15 protein-coding genes are annotated in these 15,924 nt (G+C 62.5%); 12 read left to right on the top strand and 3 right to left on the bottom strand.

Annotation, left to right across the window (positions count from 1 at the left end; all coding sequences use genetic code 11):
- Window positions 1-82 precede the first annotated feature (82 nt).
- Entirely contained in the window at window positions 83-754 is a 672-nt protein-coding gene (locus NKH93_RS03995; protein ID WP_352969238.1) for a helix-turn-helix domain-containing protein, read from the bottom strand.
- Between the two features lie 383 nt (window positions 755-1,137).
- Between NKH93_RS03995 and NKH93_RS03990 the strand changes: the two genes are divergently transcribed.
- Both NKH93_RS03990 and NKH93_RS03985 read left to right on the top strand, forming a co-directional pair.
- Window positions 1,138-1,503 carry a VOC family protein gene (locus tag NKH93_RS03990; protein WP_352470699.1) on the top strand — a complete coding sequence of 122 codons (366 nt, stop codon included), beginning with the start codon at window positions 1,138-1,140 and terminating at the stop codon, window positions 1,501-1,503.
- Complete coding sequence (locus tag NKH93_RS03985) at window positions 1,500-1,865, top strand: DoxX family protein (RefSeq protein ID WP_352470562.1); 366 nt, start codon at window positions 1,500-1,502, stop codon at window positions 1,863-1,865. Before NKH93_RS03990 ends, NKH93_RS03985 begins: the two co-directional genes overlap by 4 nt.
- A 379-nt stretch (window positions 1,866-2,244) precedes the next feature.
- Here NKH93_RS03985 and NKH93_RS03980 read toward each other — a convergent pair whose 3' ends face one another.
- Both NKH93_RS03980 and NKH93_RS03975 read right to left on the bottom strand, forming a co-directional pair.
- The gene (locus NKH93_RS03980) at window positions 2,245-2,637 is read right to left on the bottom strand and encodes a GFA family protein (RefSeq protein ID WP_352684671.1); all 393 of its coding nucleotides are present in this window, start codon (window positions 2,635-2,637) and stop codon (window positions 2,245-2,247) included.
- A 155-nt stretch (window positions 2,638-2,792) separates the two neighbouring features.
- Window positions 2,793-3,641: a beta-keto acid cleavage family enzyme gene (locus NKH93_RS03975; RefSeq protein WP_352969236.1), complete on the bottom strand. Its 849-nt coding sequence runs from the start codon at window positions 3,639-3,641 to the stop codon at window positions 2,793-2,795.
- Window positions 3,642-3,737: 96 nt separating this feature from the next.
- Here NKH93_RS03975 and NKH93_RS03970 point away from each other — a divergent pair, with 96 nt between their 5' ends.
- The 10 genes from NKH93_RS03970 (at window position 3,738) to NKH93_RS03925 (ending at window position 15,736) form a co-directional block, all read left to right on the top strand.
- Window positions 3,738-4,643: a MurR/RpiR family transcriptional regulator gene (locus tag NKH93_RS03970; protein ID WP_352969235.1), complete on the top strand. Its 906-nt coding sequence runs from the start codon at window positions 3,738-3,740 to the stop codon at window positions 4,641-4,643.
- The gene (locus NKH93_RS03965) at window positions 4,640-5,971 is read left to right on the top strand and encodes an aspartate aminotransferase family protein (RefSeq protein ID WP_352969233.1); all 1,332 of its coding nucleotides are present in this window, start codon (window positions 4,640-4,642) and stop codon (window positions 5,969-5,971) included. The genes NKH93_RS03970 and NKH93_RS03965 overlap by 4 nt, the downstream gene beginning before the upstream one ends.
- 94 nt (window positions 5,972-6,065) lie before the next feature.
- Window positions 6,066-7,019 carry a TAXI family TRAP transporter solute-binding subunit gene (locus tag NKH93_RS03960; RefSeq protein ID WP_023674270.1) on the top strand — a complete coding sequence of 318 codons (954 nt, stop codon included), beginning with the start codon at window positions 6,066-6,068 and terminating at the stop codon, window positions 7,017-7,019.
- 56 nt (window positions 7,020-7,075) lie between these two features.
- Entirely contained in the window at window positions 7,076-9,676 is a 2,601-nt protein-coding gene (locus NKH93_RS03955; RefSeq protein WP_352969231.1) for a TRAP transporter permease, read from the top strand.
- 88 nt (window positions 9,677-9,764) lie between these two features.
- Window positions 9,765-10,670: a DMT family transporter gene (locus NKH93_RS03950; RefSeq protein ID WP_352969229.1), complete on the top strand. Its 906-nt coding sequence runs from the start codon at window positions 9,765-9,767 to the stop codon at window positions 10,668-10,670.
- A gap of 147 nt (window positions 10,671-10,817) precedes the next feature.
- Window positions 10,818-11,537: a FadR/GntR family transcriptional regulator gene (locus NKH93_RS03945; RefSeq protein WP_352969227.1), complete on the top strand. Its 720-nt coding sequence runs from the start codon at window positions 10,818-10,820 to the stop codon at window positions 11,535-11,537.
- 51 nt (window positions 11,538-11,588) lie between these two features.
- On the top strand, window positions 11,589-12,563 hold the full coding sequence (locus NKH93_RS03940; RefSeq protein ID WP_502893778.1) for a sialic acid TRAP transporter substrate-binding protein SiaP: 975 nt from the start codon (window positions 11,589-11,591) through the stop codon (window positions 12,561-12,563).
- A 144-nt stretch (window positions 12,564-12,707) separates the two neighbouring features.
- The gene (locus NKH93_RS03935) at window positions 12,708-13,280 is read left to right on the top strand and encodes a TRAP transporter small permease (protein WP_352455843.1); all 573 of its coding nucleotides are present in this window, start codon (window positions 12,708-12,710) and stop codon (window positions 13,278-13,280) included.
- A 3-nt stretch (window positions 13,281-13,283) separates the two neighbouring features.
- A complete protein-coding gene (locus NKH93_RS03930) occupies window positions 13,284-14,690 on the top strand; it encodes a TRAP transporter large permease (RefSeq protein ID WP_352455844.1) in 1,407 nt (468 codons plus the stop codon).
- A complete protein-coding gene (locus NKH93_RS03925) occupies window positions 14,687-15,736 on the top strand; it encodes an L-idonate 5-dehydrogenase (RefSeq protein ID WP_352819824.1) in 1,050 nt (349 codons plus the stop codon). The genes NKH93_RS03930 and NKH93_RS03925 overlap by 4 nt, the downstream gene beginning before the upstream one ends.
- Window positions 15,737-15,924 lie beyond the last annotated feature (188 nt).

Here is a 15,924-nt window from a genome sequence, read left to right as displayed (position 1 = left end):
TCTGGTTGTCGGAGACACCAGGATAAAGTCGGGCGACAGTGACGACTTGAACAAAACGGCCAATGAAGAGCGCGACGTGGTTTCACCCGCTCTGCAGCAGGTGATGAATCTGTCGCGGGGTGCTTCCTGTCAGGCGTCGGCTCTCGCGGACAAGATGCGCCTGATCGGAATAGCCCGCCTCGGCTGCCAGGATGGCCGTGGCGCTGTTTGATTGGCTCGAAAGCCGCAGAAAGCGCTGGTAGCGGAGGATACGGTCAAGCGTCTTGGGGCCATAGCCGAAGCTCTCGTCGAAGCGCCGGCGCAACGTCCTTTCGCTCATCTCGAGTGCGCGCATCAACCAAGGGACGAGCGGCGCGTCGGGTGGCGGCCCGCGCTCGATCAGGCGATATGCCGCCTGCATGGGAACGTCTGGCGCGCGGGAGGCCGCCTCCTCGGCGACGACCTGTTCGAGCGAACAGGCCAGATCCTCGAGATTGTCGCCTGCGCGCACGCGGCTGGCGAGGCGCCGGGCTCGCGCGCCCCATAAATCGTCGAGCAACAGCCTCTGGCCGACAAGCTCGATTTGTGGCACGCCGAGCCATGCCGCCGCCGTGGCAGGATGAAAGCGCAAGCCGATCACGATCTCGCCTGCCGCCAGGACCTCGGTCTGCGGCTCCTTGTCGGGGCCGGCAATTCGGAAGCTGCCTCCGATCCATTGCAGGTCGATCGTTGCATCGGGCATGACGACGATTGGCGGTGCGCCCGCCGGGTCCATTCGATGCGCCCACACCGAAGCAAAGCTCCCGTGAAGCCGCGCCGACGCTGGACGTTGCTGAAATGAGCCCGTTGCCTGCGCTGGGACGGGATCGCTCATCTCGCTCCTCTTCGGATTACCGGCGGTGAACCTACGACGCAGTGGCTGCGCCCGCCGTCGCTCGAGACAACAATCTGCACGACCGACAACGTCTGCCAATCGAAAACGATTGCAAGAATCGGTTGTTTCTTCCGGCCGGAAGGAAGAGGGCAGGTGAATAATCATGTCAGATGCATCGCCTCGGCGGCGCCGTGTGAAGCCATACGTCGATGGCCGTTTTGTTCAATCCGGCAGGCGAGATGCGTGCTTATCTTTCGCCGTCGTACATCACACGAGAGGTATGCATCATGAGCAACAACAACGATCAACGGATCGACTACGTCGAATTCAACGTGAAAGACATTCAGCGGTCACGCGACTTCTACGGAAAGGCCTTCGGCTGGACCTTCACTGACTACGGCACGCAATATTGCGAGTTCAACGACGGGCGCTTGTCAGGTGGCTTCGCCGCTGGCCCAGCGAGGTCCGGAGGAGGCCCGCTCGTCATTCTCTATGCCGATGATTTGCCGGCAACGGTCAAGCGGGTCGAGGAAGCGGGAGGCACGATCGTCAGGCCGATTTATGGGTTCCCCGGCGGCCGGCGCTTTCATTTCGCGGATCCGGACGGTTACGAGCTAGCGGTTTACACCGAGGACGGCAGCAAGGAATGATCGCGTTCCTCCACCACCTTGGATTGGTTTTGCTCGGCGGCGTCTTTATCTGGGCGGGCGCCGAGCATTTCCTCAGGTTCCGGGCAGTTACAGCGTCCCTGGCCGAGCGGGGCTTTCCTGCTCCCAGGCCTCTTCTCGCGGCCGGATCGGTGCTGGAGATCGCAGGCGGCTTTTGCCTAGCAGCGGGCCTTGGTGGACCCTTTCCCGCCGCGACCTTGGCCGTATTCACCATTGCGGCGTCGTTCATGGCGCTCAACTTCTGGCGCTACAGCGGCGATGAACGCGAAGCGCTTCGTACCGGCTTCACCATCAATGTCGCCGTCTTGGGCGGGTTGATTGTCGCCGCGACCACTAGCCTGTGATCATCGTTTCGAGGCGGCGGGCCACTGGACCACGACAGAGCCATTCCACGACGCTGCGCTGCTTGGGCATTTCGTTGATGGCTTCCGCAAGGCCGATCTTCCGGCGTGACCTCCTAAACGGCCAGCTTTGAACGCGGCGCTCTGTACAAAGCCTGCGTCAGGATCGCGACGATGAATCCCATCCCCTGCGATCCTCCTCTAAGGTCCGGCGCCTTGGCTGTCACGGGTCGCCTTAGGCGCTCACGAATGCCCATGGGGCAATGTGGATGAAGGCAGCGCACCTTGTAAGCATGCAAGTTCACATTTTAGCGGCGTGAGCAGGCGGCCTGTGAAAATCCATGTTCTGGTGTCGTTGCCTCCTCGGCACCGTTCCTGCGACCTATTCCTCAAAGCGACCCGTGGCGTCACGATCGCGCTCGTACCGTCTGGTGAGCGGAAACGGCGGCAACCAGGACTCGCGTCGGATGATCCAGCTTTCGTAGGTTGGCATCAGCTGGTCAGGCGCATCCAGGGACCCCAGGTTTACTTCGATTTCGTCTGCGGTGCGTCCGAAAACGGAGGAGCCGCAGCGGGGACAGAAAAACCGCCCGGCGTAGTCGCGTGTTTCGCCGTCGATCGTCACCGCATCCTCAGGAAAAATCGCGGAAGCGTGAAAAAGGGCGCCATGATGCTTGCGGCAGTCAAGACAGTGACAAAGGCCGACCCGGTATGGGCGCCCCGACGCGATAATTCGGACGTTGCCGCACAGGCAACCGCCGGTGAATCGGTCCATGCTGCGTCTCCTCCAAAATCAAGCGGCCGGAATGGTTACAACGACCGGCACTGTTGTTGCAATCGCCGCGCCGCGGGCGGGGACTTCCGTGGCGACATTGAAGCCGCCTCTCTATGCCTTGCGCGAGCTTGCCGCCGAAAATAGGCTTTGGTTTGTCATACGGAACGAAACGGCGCGTTCCATTGAGCCGCCAACTCGGCGGCCGAGGCGATCTTGACGCCGCAGTCGGCGAGTATGCGTGCGACGGTCGCTACCAGTTCGGCGTTGGACGAGGCTATGCTGCCGTCCGGAAGGAAAAGATTGTTTTCGAAGCCGACCCGGACATGGCCGCCAAGCAACGCGGCGGCGGTCACGCACGCCGCTTCGTTGCGGCCGAAGGCGCAGACGCTCCAATGGTCGAAGCGCGGCATGTTCGCCGCGAGGAATGGCAGGAGATCGGCAGGAACGGACGCCTGTCCCGGCGTGTATCGGCCCAGCACGTAGAGAACCGGTATGCTTGCCCAGGGGATCAGTCCGCGCTGCTGCATGTCCGAAAGCCTGACGGCCTCCTCGGGCGAATAGAGGATGATCTGCGGCGCAACCCCCTCGGTGTGCAGCCAGGCCATGAAGCGCACACAGGCGAGTTCCGATCCGGCATCAGGAACGATTTCGCGAAGCGCCAGCGAGACAGCTTGCGGCTTCACATCTTGTACAACGGCCATCTGTTGGGCCGGCGAATAGACACCGAGCGCTTCGGAGGTGATCTGAATTATCAAGCGGTCGCCGGCAGCACCGCGGATGGCGGCGATCGTCTGGCGGTAGGCGTCGGGGTCGAGCAGATGATTGCCGCTTCTGTCGCGGACATGGACGTGGATCATAGCCGCACCGGCATCGGCGCATTCCGCGGCCGTCCTCGCAAGTTCGGCTGGTGTCAGCGGAATCGCCGGATGGTCGGCCTTGCTGCGACGTCCCCCGTTCGGGGCGACGGCTATGGCGATGCGGTCGAGACCATGGGCCGGCTTCATGGGGACGTTCTGTGAGCGACAAGATTCATATGAATCAATCTTTGATCACACTGAAACAGACGTTGCAATCGCTGGGCTGGCGAGCTAGCAATATCCATGGACCAGGGAGAGCTTGCTGGACAGATCGTCACTGCCTTCGACGGCATGTCGGCGCAGCTTCGGTCCGCTGCGCGCTATGTCCTTGACAAGCCGTATGATGTCGCGCTGTTGTCCATGCGCGAGCAGGCTCGGCACGCAGGAGTGCAGCCGGCGACGATGACGCGGCTGGCCCAGCATCTCGGCCTTGATGGCTACGAGGCGGTACGCGATATCTACGCCGCCGCGATCCGGGACGGCGAAATCGGTTTCGCTGGCAAGGCGGGCCTTCAGGTGGCCAGCCAAAAGCTCAAGGGCGACCACGCGCTGGCGGCCGATATTCTGGATTCGATTTCCAACCAGCTTTCCCATCTGGCCGAAAGCAGGTCGATCGACCGTCTGGTCGACACGGCCAGGGCGCTGAGTGCGGCAAGGCGCGTCTATTGCCTCGGCCTGCGCTCGAGCCATGCGGTGGCCTGGCATCTGCATTACATCCTGTCGCTGATCGGCGAGAAGTCGGTGCTGTTGCACGGCATCGGCGGAACTGATGGCGACGCTCTGACCCATGCGACCAAGGACGACGTGCTGATCGCCGCCAGCGTCCTGCCCTACACGCGCTTCACAATCCAGCTTGTCGAGTACGCTGCCGGCCGCGGCGTACCGGTCATTGCGATCACCGACAGCGGGGTAGCGCCCTTGGCGCTGCTTGCCGATCACCTAGTCGTCGTGCCGACCGGCAGCCCGTCCTTTTTCCACACCATGACGCCAGCTTTCATCGTTGCTGAGATCCTCGGTGCTCTTGTCGCAGGACAGGCAGGCGAGGGCGCCGTCGAATCGCTGCGACGCTTCGATGAGCAGGGCGCCGCCCTCAAGACCCACCTGAACCAGCGTGCGCCGAAGAAAATGCCCCTGAGGGACCGTCGATGACACACATTCTTCATCGAACCATCCACTCGACGCTGCCGGTCGCCGCTCGCGGCCAAGGCATCGAACTGTTCGATGCCAAGGGCAAGTCCTATATCGATGCGTCGGGCGGCGCCGCGGTGTCCTGTCTCGGCCACGGTCATCCCGACGTGATTGCCGCGCTGCACACCCAGCTTGACCGCATCGCCTACGCCCACACCAGCTTCTTCACCACCGAGGTGGCGGAGCGCTTGGCGGATCGGCTGGTCGAGGACGCGCCGAAAGGCTTGGACCACGTCTATCTGGTCAGCGGCGGCTCGGAGGCGGTCGAGGCCGCGCTCAAGATGGCCAGGCAATATTTTGTCGAGAAAGGCGAGCCGCAACGGCGCCATCTCATCGCACGCCGGCAGAGCTATCACGGCAATACGCTCGGCGCTCTCGCCACCGGCGGCAACGAATGGCGGCGCGCCCAGTTCAGGCCGTTGCTGATCGAGACCCACCATATCGACCCCTGTTACGCCTATCGCTATCAAAAGCATGGCGAAAGCGACGAAGCCTACGCGGCGCGCGCCGCCCAGCAGCTCGAAGACAAGATCCTCGAACTCGGCCCGGACGAGGTCATCGCCTTTGTCGCCGAGCCGGTGGTGGGTGCGACGCTCGGCGCGGTGCCGCCGGTCGCCGATTACTTCAAGCACATTCGCGCGATTTGCGACCGCTACGGCGTGCTGCTCATTCTCGACGAGGTGATGTGCGGCATGGGCCGTACCGGCACGCTGCATGCGTGCGAACAGGACGGCATCGCCCCCGACCTGCTGACCATCGCCAAGGGACTCGGCGGTGGCTACCAGCCGATTGGCGCGGTGCTGCTCGGCCGGCATATCTTCGATGCCTTTGCCCAAGGCTCGGGCTTCTTCCAGCATGGGCATACCTATATGGGCCATCCAATGGCAGCGGCGGCCGGCCTTGCTGTGCAGGAGGTCATCCGACGTGACGGTCTACTCGACAACGTCAGCGCAATGGGCGCGCAGCTGGACGAACGCCTGCACCAACGCTTCGATAACCACCATCACGTCGGCGACATTCGCGGGCGGGGTCTGTTCAGGGGAATCGAGCTGGTGGTTGATCGCGCCAGCAAGGAGCCGTTCGATCAGAGGCTTGAACTCAACGCCCGCATCAAGCGCGAAGCAATGGCCCGCGGCCTGATGATTTATCCGATGGCCGGGACGATTGATGGTGTGCGGGGCGTTCATGTGCTTGTGGCGCCGCCATTCATCATTTCCAAACAGGATATCGATCGGATCGTCGAACGGCTCGGTGAGGCAATCGACGCTGCGATTGCTTCAGCGGCCTGACCCGCACGACGCGGACCGCCTCAAACCAGTTCCAACGCGTCATCGGCGACGGGCCGGGACACCCACCAGAGAGGTAGCAACCATGTACAGTTCGATGAAAACCCTGATCGGCGCGGCGGCCTGCATGCTGCTGGCGCTGCCATCCGTCGGAGCCGAGCAGCGCTTCGTCACGGTCGGCACCGGCGGGGTCACCGGCGTCTACTATGCCGTCGGCGGCGCCATTTGCCGACTGATGAACAAGGACCGGCAGAAAACCGGCATCCGATGCTCGACGGAGTCGACCGGCGGTTCGGTCTTCAACGTCAACTCCATCCAGACCGGCGACCTCGATTTCGGCTTGACCCAATCGGACGTCCAGTACCAGGCCTATGAGGGGACCGGAAATTTCGACGGCAAGCCGTTCAAGGATCTGCGGGCCGTGTTCTCTGTCCATCCCGAGCCGTTTACCGTGCTGGCGCGGCCAGACGCCGGCGTCACCAAATTCGAGGACTTCAAAGGCAAACGCTTCAACGTCGGCAATCCCGGGTCAGGCACCCGCTCGTCCATGGAGGAGTTGCTCAAGCAGATGGGCTGGACGCTCGGCGATTTCTCGCTTGCCGCGGAGCTGAAGGCGGACGAGCAGGGCAGCGCGCTGTGCGACAACAAGATCGACGGTTTCTTCTATGGCGTTGGTCATCCTTCCGCGGCGATCCAGGATCCGACCACGGCCTGTGGCGCCAAACTCATCCCGCTGACCGGTCCGGCAGTGGACGCGCTGCTGGCAGCTCATCCGTACTATTCAGTCGCCACCATCAAGGGCGGCATGTACGCCAACAATCCGGACGACGTGACGACATTCGGCGTCCGCGCGACAGTGGTGACGAATGCCAGCACGCCCGATGAGGTGGTCTACGAACTGGTGAAGTCGGTCTTCGAAAATTTCGACGACTTCAAGAAACTGCATCCGGCTTTCGCCAATCTCGATCCCAAGGAGATGATCAAGACCGGTCTGTCGGCGCCAATGCATCCGGGCGCGGAGCGCTATTACAAGGAGAAGGGCTGGCTCTGAGGCCTTCAATGCGAGGCGCCACAGGCGCCTCGCATCGCAAATAATTGTGGGGAACGATGACAGATCAAAGCCAGCGGGCGGCAGGGCCTGACCAACCCGTTATCGACATTGACAAGCTTAGCGAGATCGTCGCCGAAGCCGACACCGGTGGGCGCAGGCCGACCGGCCGCACCGCGAAGCTGATCCTCGGCGTATCGCTGGCATGGTCGCTGTTCCAGCTCTGGTATGCCTCGCCCCTTCCGTTCATGCTCAATTTTGGTGTCATCAGCGATGGCATCGCCCGCTCCATCCATCTGGCCTTCGCCCTGTTTCTGGCGATGCTGACGTTTCCGGCCTTCAAGACCTCGTCGCGCAGCCAGGTGCCGCTGCCCGACTGGGTGCTAGGCATCGCCGGGGCGGCGTCCGCCCTCTATCTGTTGGTCTTTTACAGCGATATCGCCCATCGGCCGGGCCTTCCTACTACGGCTGACCTGGTCGTCTCGATCGCCGGCGTCCTCATCCTGCTCGAGGCCGCCCGTCGCGCCGTCGGGCCTGCCATCACCGTCATCGCGGCGATCATGCTGATCTATATCTTCGCCGGGCCTCACCTACCTGGCCTGCTCGGCCACAAGGGCGCGACGTTATCGCGCGCAGCCTCGCAGATGTGGCTGACGTCGGAGGGGGTCTTCGGTGTTGCCCTCGGTGTGTCCACCAACGTCGTCTTCATGTTCGTTCTGTTCGGAACATTGCTGGAGCGCGCCGGCGCCGGCGGCTTTTTCATCCAGCTTGCCTTCTCGCTGCTCGGCAAATACCGCGGCGGTCCGGCCAAGGCCGGTGTCGTGGCTTCCGGCCTGACCGGCATGATTTCCGGGTCGTCGATCGCTAATGTCGTGACCACCGGAACCTTCACCATCCCGCTGATGCGCCGGGTCGGATATTCTGCGGTGAAGGCGGGCGCCATCGAATGCGCGGCCGGCGTCAATGGTCAGCTGATGCCTCCGGTGATGGGCGCCGCCGCGTTCTTGATCGCGGAATATGTCGGCATTTCCTATGCCGAGGTGGTCAAGCACGCCTTCTATCCGGCGCTGCTGACCTACGGCTCGTTGTTCTACATCGTCGATATCGAGGCGATGAAGACGGGGATGAAGGGCCTGCCGTCACGCAGCACGCACTCCGCATTTCAGGGCGCGCTGCGCGGGCTGATGGGCGTATGCGGTTTCATCATCCTCGCAGGGCTTGTCTATTACGGCATTGGCTGGACGAAGATCGTTTTCGGCACGGCCGCGACCTGGATGATCACTGCCGCGCTGATCGCCGTTTACATCGGCCTTGTCGCCTACCGGGCGCGTTATCCCGACCTGCCGCTGGAGGATCTGGAGGGCGAGATCGTCAGGATTCCCCACTTCGGCGAGACGGCACGCACCGGCCTGCATTTTCTGCTGCCTGTGATCCTGCTGATCTGGTGCCTGATGGTGGAGGAGTTGTCGCCCGGCCTGTCGGCATTCTGGGGCGCTGTCGCCCTTATGGCGCTGATCGTCACGCAGCGGCCGCTCACCGCCTTTTTCCGCAAGGACCGCGCGCTGGCGCAGCATTGGCTTCACGGTTTCGACGATCTGGTCGGTGGTCTGTCCGCTGCCGCAGGCAACATGACGACGGTCGGCATCGCCACTGCGACGGCCGGCATCATCGTCGGCACGGTTCTGCTCACCGGCATCGGGCTGGTGATGACCGAACTGGTCGAATTCATCTCGGGCGGCAGCTTCCTCGTCATGCTTTTGTTCACCGCGGTGATCTGCATCATTCTCGGCATGGGCATGCCGACCACTGCAAGCTATGTCGTCGTCGCCACCTTGATGGCGCCGGTCATCGTCGATTTGGCGGCGCAGAACGATCTTGCCGTGCCGCTGGTCGCCGTCCACATGTTCGTTTTCTATTTCGGGCTGATGGCGGATGTGACGCCGCCAGTGGGCCTGGCGGCTTATGCTGCTGCGGCAATTTCCGGCGCCGATCCGGTGAAGACCGGCATTCAGGGCTTCAAGTACGAGATCCGTACCGGCCTGCTGCCGTTCATCTTCATCTTCAACACCGGACTGCTGATGATCGATCTCGAAGGTCCGTTCGATTTCGTCGCGATGGTGGTGACATCGACGCTGGCCATGGTCTCGTTTGTAGCAGCGACGCAGAATTGGATGCTCGTGCGCAACCGCTGGTACGAGACGATTGCGTTGCTTGTGGCCTGTTTCATCTTGTTCAGGCCGGGATTGTTGCTCGATCAGGTGAGTGAACCGTATCGGGCAGTACCCGCCACCGAACTCAGCCGTATCGTCGACGAGACGGCCGAGGGAGGCGCGGTTCGCCTGCGCCTGACGACACTGAACCTCAACGGCGATGAGATATCGAAGCTGGTTCGGCTGCAGCTCGGGCCTGCAAATTCATCGGCCGAACGCCTGAAGGCTGCGGGCCTGGACGTCAGTGCGCTTGGCGATAGCGTGACAGTCGGCGTCGTGCGACTGGGCAGCCAGGCGGCCAAATTCGGCCTGCAGCCCGGCGACGAAATCAACCAGGTGCTAGTCCCTGCGGAACGGCCATCGCGCTATTGGTTTACCATCCCGGCCCTGTTGTTGGTCGGTCTCGTCTTCTGGGTTCAGAAGCGGCGAAGGAGGACAATCGGTCTGTAAGCGTCTTGTGAGCGGAAGAGTCTTGGCCAGCATGTCAGTAACAAGAGAACCAAACGGCGCCGCGGAACCGACTAATGCGGAAATGCGCATGACGACGCGCGACCGCCCCTTCGAACCCGTCGACTACGGGCTTTACGCGCTGACGGTCATTGCCTGGAGCGCATCGTGGTTCGCGATCGAACTTCAGGTCGGCAGCGGCGTGTCGAACGAGGTCAATCTGGTCTGGCGCTTCGCCATCGCCACGCTGCTGATGTTTGCCTGGGCGGGTTTTTCCGGTCGGCGGCTCCGCTTTCCGATCACCGATCATTTGCGCTTTGCTGTGCTCGGCATCCTCATCTTCTCGTCGAACTTCCTGTTTTTCTATTATGGCGCCGGCTATCTCGTCAGCGGCTTGCTCTCAGTCGTCTTCTCGCTCGCTTCGGTCATCAACATGCTGCTCGCTGCCTTGGTCATCGGCGAGCGCCCGGCGCCGCGCATTCTCGCCGGCGGCATCATCGGCTTCGCCGGAATAGCGCTGATGTTCTTTCCCGAAATCGCTGCCAACGGGCTTTCCGGCGGCACGTTGGTGGGCCTTCTTCTGTGCCTCTGCGGCACGCTGAGCTTCTGCGCCGGCAATCTCGTCTCCGTCGCCAACCAGCGCCGCGGACTGCCGCTCGTTTCAACGAGCGCCTGGGGCATGCTTTATGGCACTTTGTGGTCGGCGTTGTTGGCCTTCCTGCTTGGTGAGCCGTTCGTGTTCGCGACGACCGCCTCTTATATCGGCTCGCTGGTCTTCCTCGCCGTCATATCGACCGTCGTGGCTTTCGCCGCCTACCTGACGCTGCTCGGACGCATTGGCGGCGCCCGCGCCGGCTATGCGACCGTCATATTTCCCGTCTTTGCGCTTTTGATCTCCACGGCGCTGGAAGGCTATGCCTGGACCGCTTACGCGGTCGCCGGGCTCGCCCTCGTCGCCGCCGGGAACGTCCTGGTCATTCGCGGGGGACGGCGCTGACGCATGGAATGCTTGCGCAATGCCGCCGCGTTCCGGTTGTGCGGGTCGCGGTTCTATCGAGCTTGACTCTCCGCATCCTCTGTCTAAGCTGCGGTCAATGGGTCAGACCAATGTACCAGGGTTGGCCCGGGAGGGAACTAAACGCGCATGCCGATCCAGGCCGTTGAACCACGCCGGCTTTACCGACAGGTCGCCGATCAGCTCAGGCAGCTGATCGATGCCGGCGAGTTTTCCGTCGGCGACCGTCTGCCGACCGAGCGGGATCTGGCCGACCAGCTCGGAATTTCCCGCCCGACGGTCCGTGAAGCGCTGATAGCCCTGGAGGTTGAAGGCCGCATACGCATCCGCGTCGGCTCGGGTATCTACGTCACCGATCCGCCGAGCGCCGCCGCCTCCGAACCCGAAATAGAGGAAGGCCCGTTCGAGCTGTTGCGCGCGCGCGAATTCGTCGAAGGCGCGATCGCCGCCGAAGCGGCCCTCCATGTCCGGCCTGCAGATATCGAACGGCTCGACGACGTGCTGCGCCGGATGGAGGCCATGCGTCACCCCAACAAGATGACCATTGCGCTCGACCGGGAATTCCACACCGCCGTCGCCGGCATTCTCGAGAACGCGGTGCTGGTGCGCTTCATCGGAGAGCTTTTCGACCAGCGCATGAACCCGTACTTCGAACGCCTGTCGATCTATTTCGAGACCAGCGATTCCTGGCAGGTCGCGGCAAAGGAACATCTTGCCGTGCGTGATGCAATTGCCGCGCGCGACCCCGAGCGGGCCAAGGCCGCCATGCAGCAGCATCTGCGCCAGTCGCAAATCAGATTCTCACGCAATTTCGATGAGAGAGCCGCAGCCAAGGAGGTTGCGGAATAGCAGTTGGCCGGGGGGAGATCCGGCCGTCAAGTTCAACCAGGGAGGAATTAGATGCTGAGAAAATACGCAGTTCTGCTCGGTGCGATCGCCGCAATTGCCATACCCATGGCGTCGGCCTCGGCGGAAACGGTCCTGAAATGGGCGCATGTCTACGAGACGACGGAGCCCTTCCACACCGAATCCGTGTGGGCGGCCGACGAAATCAAGAAGCGCACCCAGGGCCGCTACGCCATCGACGTCTATCCGGCCTCGCAGCTTGGCAAGGAAGCAGACATCAACCAGGGCCTGATGCTCGGTACCGTCGATATCATCATTTCCGGATCGAGCTTCGCGGCGCGCGAATATCCACCGATCGGCGTCACCTATTTCCCATACACTTTCCGCGATGCCGACCATTTGCTGAAATACACCAAGAGCGACGTCTACAAGGCCCTGACCAAGGGCTATGAGGACAAGACCGGCAATCACATCGCCGCCACCACCTATTACGGGACGCGGCAGACCACCTCGAACCGTCCGATCGCCAAGTGCTCCGACATGCAGGGCCTGAAGATGCGGGTTCCCGACGTGCCGGCCTATCTGGCCATGCCGCGTGCCTGCGGCGCCAACACCGCGCCGATTGCCTTCGCCGAGGTGTATCTGGCCCTGCAGAACGGCACGGTCGAGGCCCAGGAGAATCCGCTGACCACCATCGAGGCGAAGAAATTCTACGAGGTGCAGAAGAACATCGTGCTCACTGGCCATATCGTCGATCATCTCAACACCATCATATCGGCGTCGCGCTGGGCCTCGCTTTCCGACGAGGACAAGAAGATCTTCACCGAGGTGATGCAGGAGGCTGCCGCCCGCGCCACGGCAAAGATCGTCGCCCGCGAAAAGGAACTGGTGCAGGTATTCAAGGACCGCGGCATCAGCGTAACCGATGTCGACCGTGCCGACTTCGAGAAGAATGTGCTGGAGAAGGTCACCTTCGAGGAGTTCGGCTACAACAAGTCCGATTGGGAAGCGATCCGCGCCATCAAGTAGGGCACCGGGAAATCAGATGCTTGATCAAGAAGACAGAGCGGCAATCGGATTTGCTGCTTTAACCTGCCCTTCCGTCCGGCTCCAAATTGCGCCGGACGGCCTTTTCAATCCTTGACGACCCACCAGCTTCGGGAGCCCGCGCCGATGGCCGAGGAACACCACACCGAGATCACCGTCGAAGAGATCGCGCACGCCTTCGAGGAGGTGCCGGTACACGTCGACCTGTCGGACCACGGCATCGAGGACTGGATTACGCTTGCCGTTTTCTGGGGCATGGTCGTGTGTGTCTTCCTGCAGTTCTTCACCCGCTATGCGCTGAACAACAGCCTTGCGTGGACCGAAGAGATCGCCATCAACGCGCTCGTCGTCGTCGTTTTTCTCGGCGCCGCCATGTGCGTGCGCCTTTCGCGCCATATCCATGTCGACGTGCTTTACCACTATCTGCCGGAGCGCGTCGGCCGCTGGCTGGCGCTCGCCGTCGATGTTATCCGCATCGCATTCTTCGCCTACGGATCCTGGCTGATGTGGCGCTACGTCACGATCGTGGCGCATGAGCGCATGGTCACCGTCAACCTGCCGCGGCGCTGGTTTTTCTACGCCGTACTGGCCGGGTTCGTGCTGATGCTACTGCGCTCGATCCAGGTCTTCATCGGCAATTACAGGCGCGGCTATTCGGTGCTCGAGCGTCCTGGCGCGTTCGAGACGGCGGGGGTCTGAGCGATGCTGCTTCTGGTCGGGGGCTTTCTTGTCCTGATGCTCATCGGCGTGCCGGTCGCCGTTTCGATGGCGGCCGCGTCGATCCTTTACCTCGTCATCTACGGCGTCGCGCCCGATATCATCGCGGCCCAGCGCATGATCGCCGGGGTGGAGAGCTTTCCGCTGCTCGCCGTTCCGTTCTTCATCCTGGCCGGCAACCTCATGAACATCGCCGGCGTGACCGGGCGCATCTATTCCTTCGCCCTTGCCCTGGTCGGCTGGATGAAAGGCGGCCTGGCGCAGGTCAACATCATCGGATCGGTGATCTTTTCCGGCATGTCGGGCACCGCGCTCGCCGACGCCGCCGGCATCGGCACCATCGAGATCAAGGCGATGAAGGACCACGGCTATCCGATCGACGCCGCGGTCGGGGTTACCGCCGCTTCAGCCACGCTCGGGCCGATCTTCCCGCCTTCGCTGCCCTTCGTCATCTACGGCATGATGGCCAATGTCTCTATTGGCGCGCTGTTCATGGCCGGCATCCTGCCCGGCGTGGTCATGACCGTGCTGATGATGATCACGGTCGCCATCTTCGCCTACAGGCGCGGCTGGGGCTCCGACACATCCTTCGAGCTTCGGCGGCTGGCCGAAGCGGCGGGCGAGGTGCTGGTGGTGGCTGCCTTTCCGATTGGCTGCTATGTGCTGGTGCAGCTTGGCCTGTCGATCAATATCGCGGTCGGCATAGCGCTGCTGGTGCTGATCGTGGCGGACTGGTATTTCGATTTCTCCGCGGTCATGGCCCTGATGACGCCGGTCATCCTGATCGGTGGCATGACGATGGGCTGGTTCACGCCGACCGAAGCGGCGATGGCGGCTGTGATCTGGTCGCTTTTCCTCGGGCTGGTGCGCTACCGCACGATGACGCTGCGTTTGCTTGCCAAGGCCAGCTTCGACACGATCGAAACGACCGCCTCGGTGCTCTTCATCGTTACCGCCGCATCGATCTTCGCCTGGCTGCTCACCGTCAGCCAGGCAGCACAGCTGTTTTCGAACTTCATCTTCGCGCTCACCGAAAACAAGTGGGTCTTCCTGATCCTGGTCAACATCCTGATGCTGGTGGTCGGCTGCTTCCTCGATACGATCGCCGCGATCACGATTCTGGTGCCGATCCTGCTGCCGGTCGCTGCCGTCTACGGCATCAACCCTGTGCATTTCGGGCTGATCATGACGCTCAACCTGATGATCGGGCTTTTGCACCCGCCGCTCGGCATGGTGCTGTTCGTGCTGTCGCGCGTCGCCAAGCTCTCGGTTGAGCGCACCACCATGGCGATCCTGCCGTGGCTGGTGCCGCTTATCGTGGCGCTGCTTCTGATCACCTTCATACCCGCCATCACGCTTTGGCTGCCGACCGAGATGGGCTTGATCCGGTGAGTGGCCAGGTGATTGCCGCGACGCTGTTCGGCCCGCAGGACCTGCGCGTCGTGGAGCGTCCGCTTGAACCGCTGGCACCAGGCATGGTGCGGGTGCGCTTTGGGGCAGGGGGCATCTGCGGCTCCGACCTGCATTATTTCCGCCATGCCCGGACCGGCGACTTCGTTGTGACCTCGCCGCTTGTCCTCGGCCACGAGATCTCGGGCGAAATCGTCGAGATCAACGGCGCGGCACCCGGCCTGGGTGTCGGCGACCATGTCGCGGTCAATCCGTCGCGCTGGTGCGGGCATTGCGCGCGATGCCTGGAAGGCCGCGCCAATCTCTGCGAGAACATCTATTTCATGGGCTCGGCATCGAAGACGCCGCATATGCAGGGCGGCTTCGCCAGCCTGTTCGACGCCACGCCCGCGCAATGTTTCAAGGTTCCATCTGACGTGGCCTACCAGGCGGCCGCACTTGCCGAGCCGCTGGCGGTCAGCCTGCACGCTGCCACGCGGGCGGGCGACATCAGGGGCCGCAATGTCATCCTGTTCGGTGCCGGCCCCATCGGTCTCTTGACCATGCTCGCGGCCAGGCTTGCGGGCTGCGCTGAACTGACCGTCGCCGACATCGCCGCCGCGCCGCTCGCCTTCGCCCGCAGTTTGGGCGCCGACAGGACGATCGACCTTTCCGGCGGCGACGCCGAACTCCAGGCGCTTGCTGCCGGCGGTTCGCTTGATGTGGCGTTCGAGATTTCAGGCACTGCCGCCGGCCTTGCCGCGGCGATCGCTAGTGTCCGGCGCGGCGGCACGGTGGTCCAGGTCGGCAATCTTCCCGGTGGCCAGATCCCGCTGCCTGCCAATGCAGTGATGGCCAAGGAGATCGACCTCAAAGGCACATTCCGCTTCGGCACGGAGTTCGGCCGGGCGGTCGATCTCATCGTGTCGGGGGAGGTGGACGTCCTGAAGCTGATGACAGCGGAGCGCACGCTTTCTTGCGCCCCCGATGCCTTCCGACTTGCCGCCGACCGTTCACAGAGTGTCAAGGTCGTGCTGACCGCGGACTGAATCGTGGTTTTTGCCAGATCGTTGGCGGCTATAACTCATTGCGAACGGACGAAACTCAGAACGTGCTCGACGTATATGCTCCCACCCAGGTCTCCGGTTAAACTCGGGAGCAATACCCGGCAGCTTGCTGTCAAAATTGTTGGCAGCAAATCCGCTCGCGCTTAAAGCCCTTCGTCGCGAGATTTCGT

It is taken from the genome of Mesorhizobium sp. M0954 (assembly GCF_040319155.1).
GTDB lineage: Bacteria > Pseudomonadota > Alphaproteobacteria > Rhizobiales > Rhizobiaceae > Mesorhizobium.
The sequence above is the reverse complement of the archived record's forward strand: the minus strand, read 5'-3'. Positions and strand labels throughout refer to the sequence as shown.

Coding starts and splice junctions, on each gene's coding strand:
- NKH93_RS03995 (WP_352969238.1), bottom strand. CDS start 754: ATGGACCCGGCGGGCGCACCGCCAATCGTCGTCATGCCCGATGCAACG.
- NKH93_RS03985 (WP_352470562.1), top strand. CDS start 1,500: ATGATCGCGTTCCTCCACCACCTTGGATTGGTTTTGCTCGGCGGCGTC.
- NKH93_RS03980 (WP_352684671.1), bottom strand. CDS start 2,637: ATGGACCGATTCACCGGCGGTTGCCTGTGCGGCAACGTCCGAATTATC.
- NKH93_RS03975 (WP_352969236.1), bottom strand. CDS start 3,641: ATGAAGCCGGCCCATGGTCTCGACCGCATCGCCATAGCCGTCGCCCCG.
- NKH93_RS03970 (WP_352969235.1), top strand. CDS start 3,738: ATGGACCAGGGAGAGCTTGCTGGACAGATCGTCACTGCCTTCGACGGC.
- NKH93_RS03965 (WP_352969233.1), top strand. CDS start 4,640: ATGACACACATTCTTCATCGAACCATCCACTCGACGCTGCCGGTCGCC.
- NKH93_RS03960 (WP_023674270.1), top strand. CDS start 6,066: ATGAAAACCCTGATCGGCGCGGCGGCCTGCATGCTGCTGGCGCTGCCA.
- NKH93_RS03955 (WP_352969231.1), top strand. CDS start 7,076: ATGACAGATCAAAGCCAGCGGGCGGCAGGGCCTGACCAACCCGTTATC.
- NKH93_RS03950 (WP_352969229.1), top strand. CDS start 9,765: ATGACGACGCGCGACCGCCCCTTCGAACCCGTCGACTACGGGCTTTAC.
- NKH93_RS03945 (WP_352969227.1), top strand. CDS start 10,818: ATGCCGATCCAGGCCGTTGAACCACGCCGGCTTTACCGACAGGTCGCC.
- NKH93_RS03940 (WP_502893778.1), top strand. CDS start 11,589: ATGCTGAGAAAATACGCAGTTCTGCTCGGTGCGATCGCCGCAATTGCC.
- NKH93_RS03935 (WP_352455843.1), top strand. CDS start 12,708: ATGGCCGAGGAACACCACACCGAGATCACCGTCGAAGAGATCGCGCAC.
- NKH93_RS03930 (WP_352455844.1), top strand. CDS start 13,284: ATGCTGCTTCTGGTCGGGGGCTTTCTTGTCCTGATGCTCATCGGCGTG.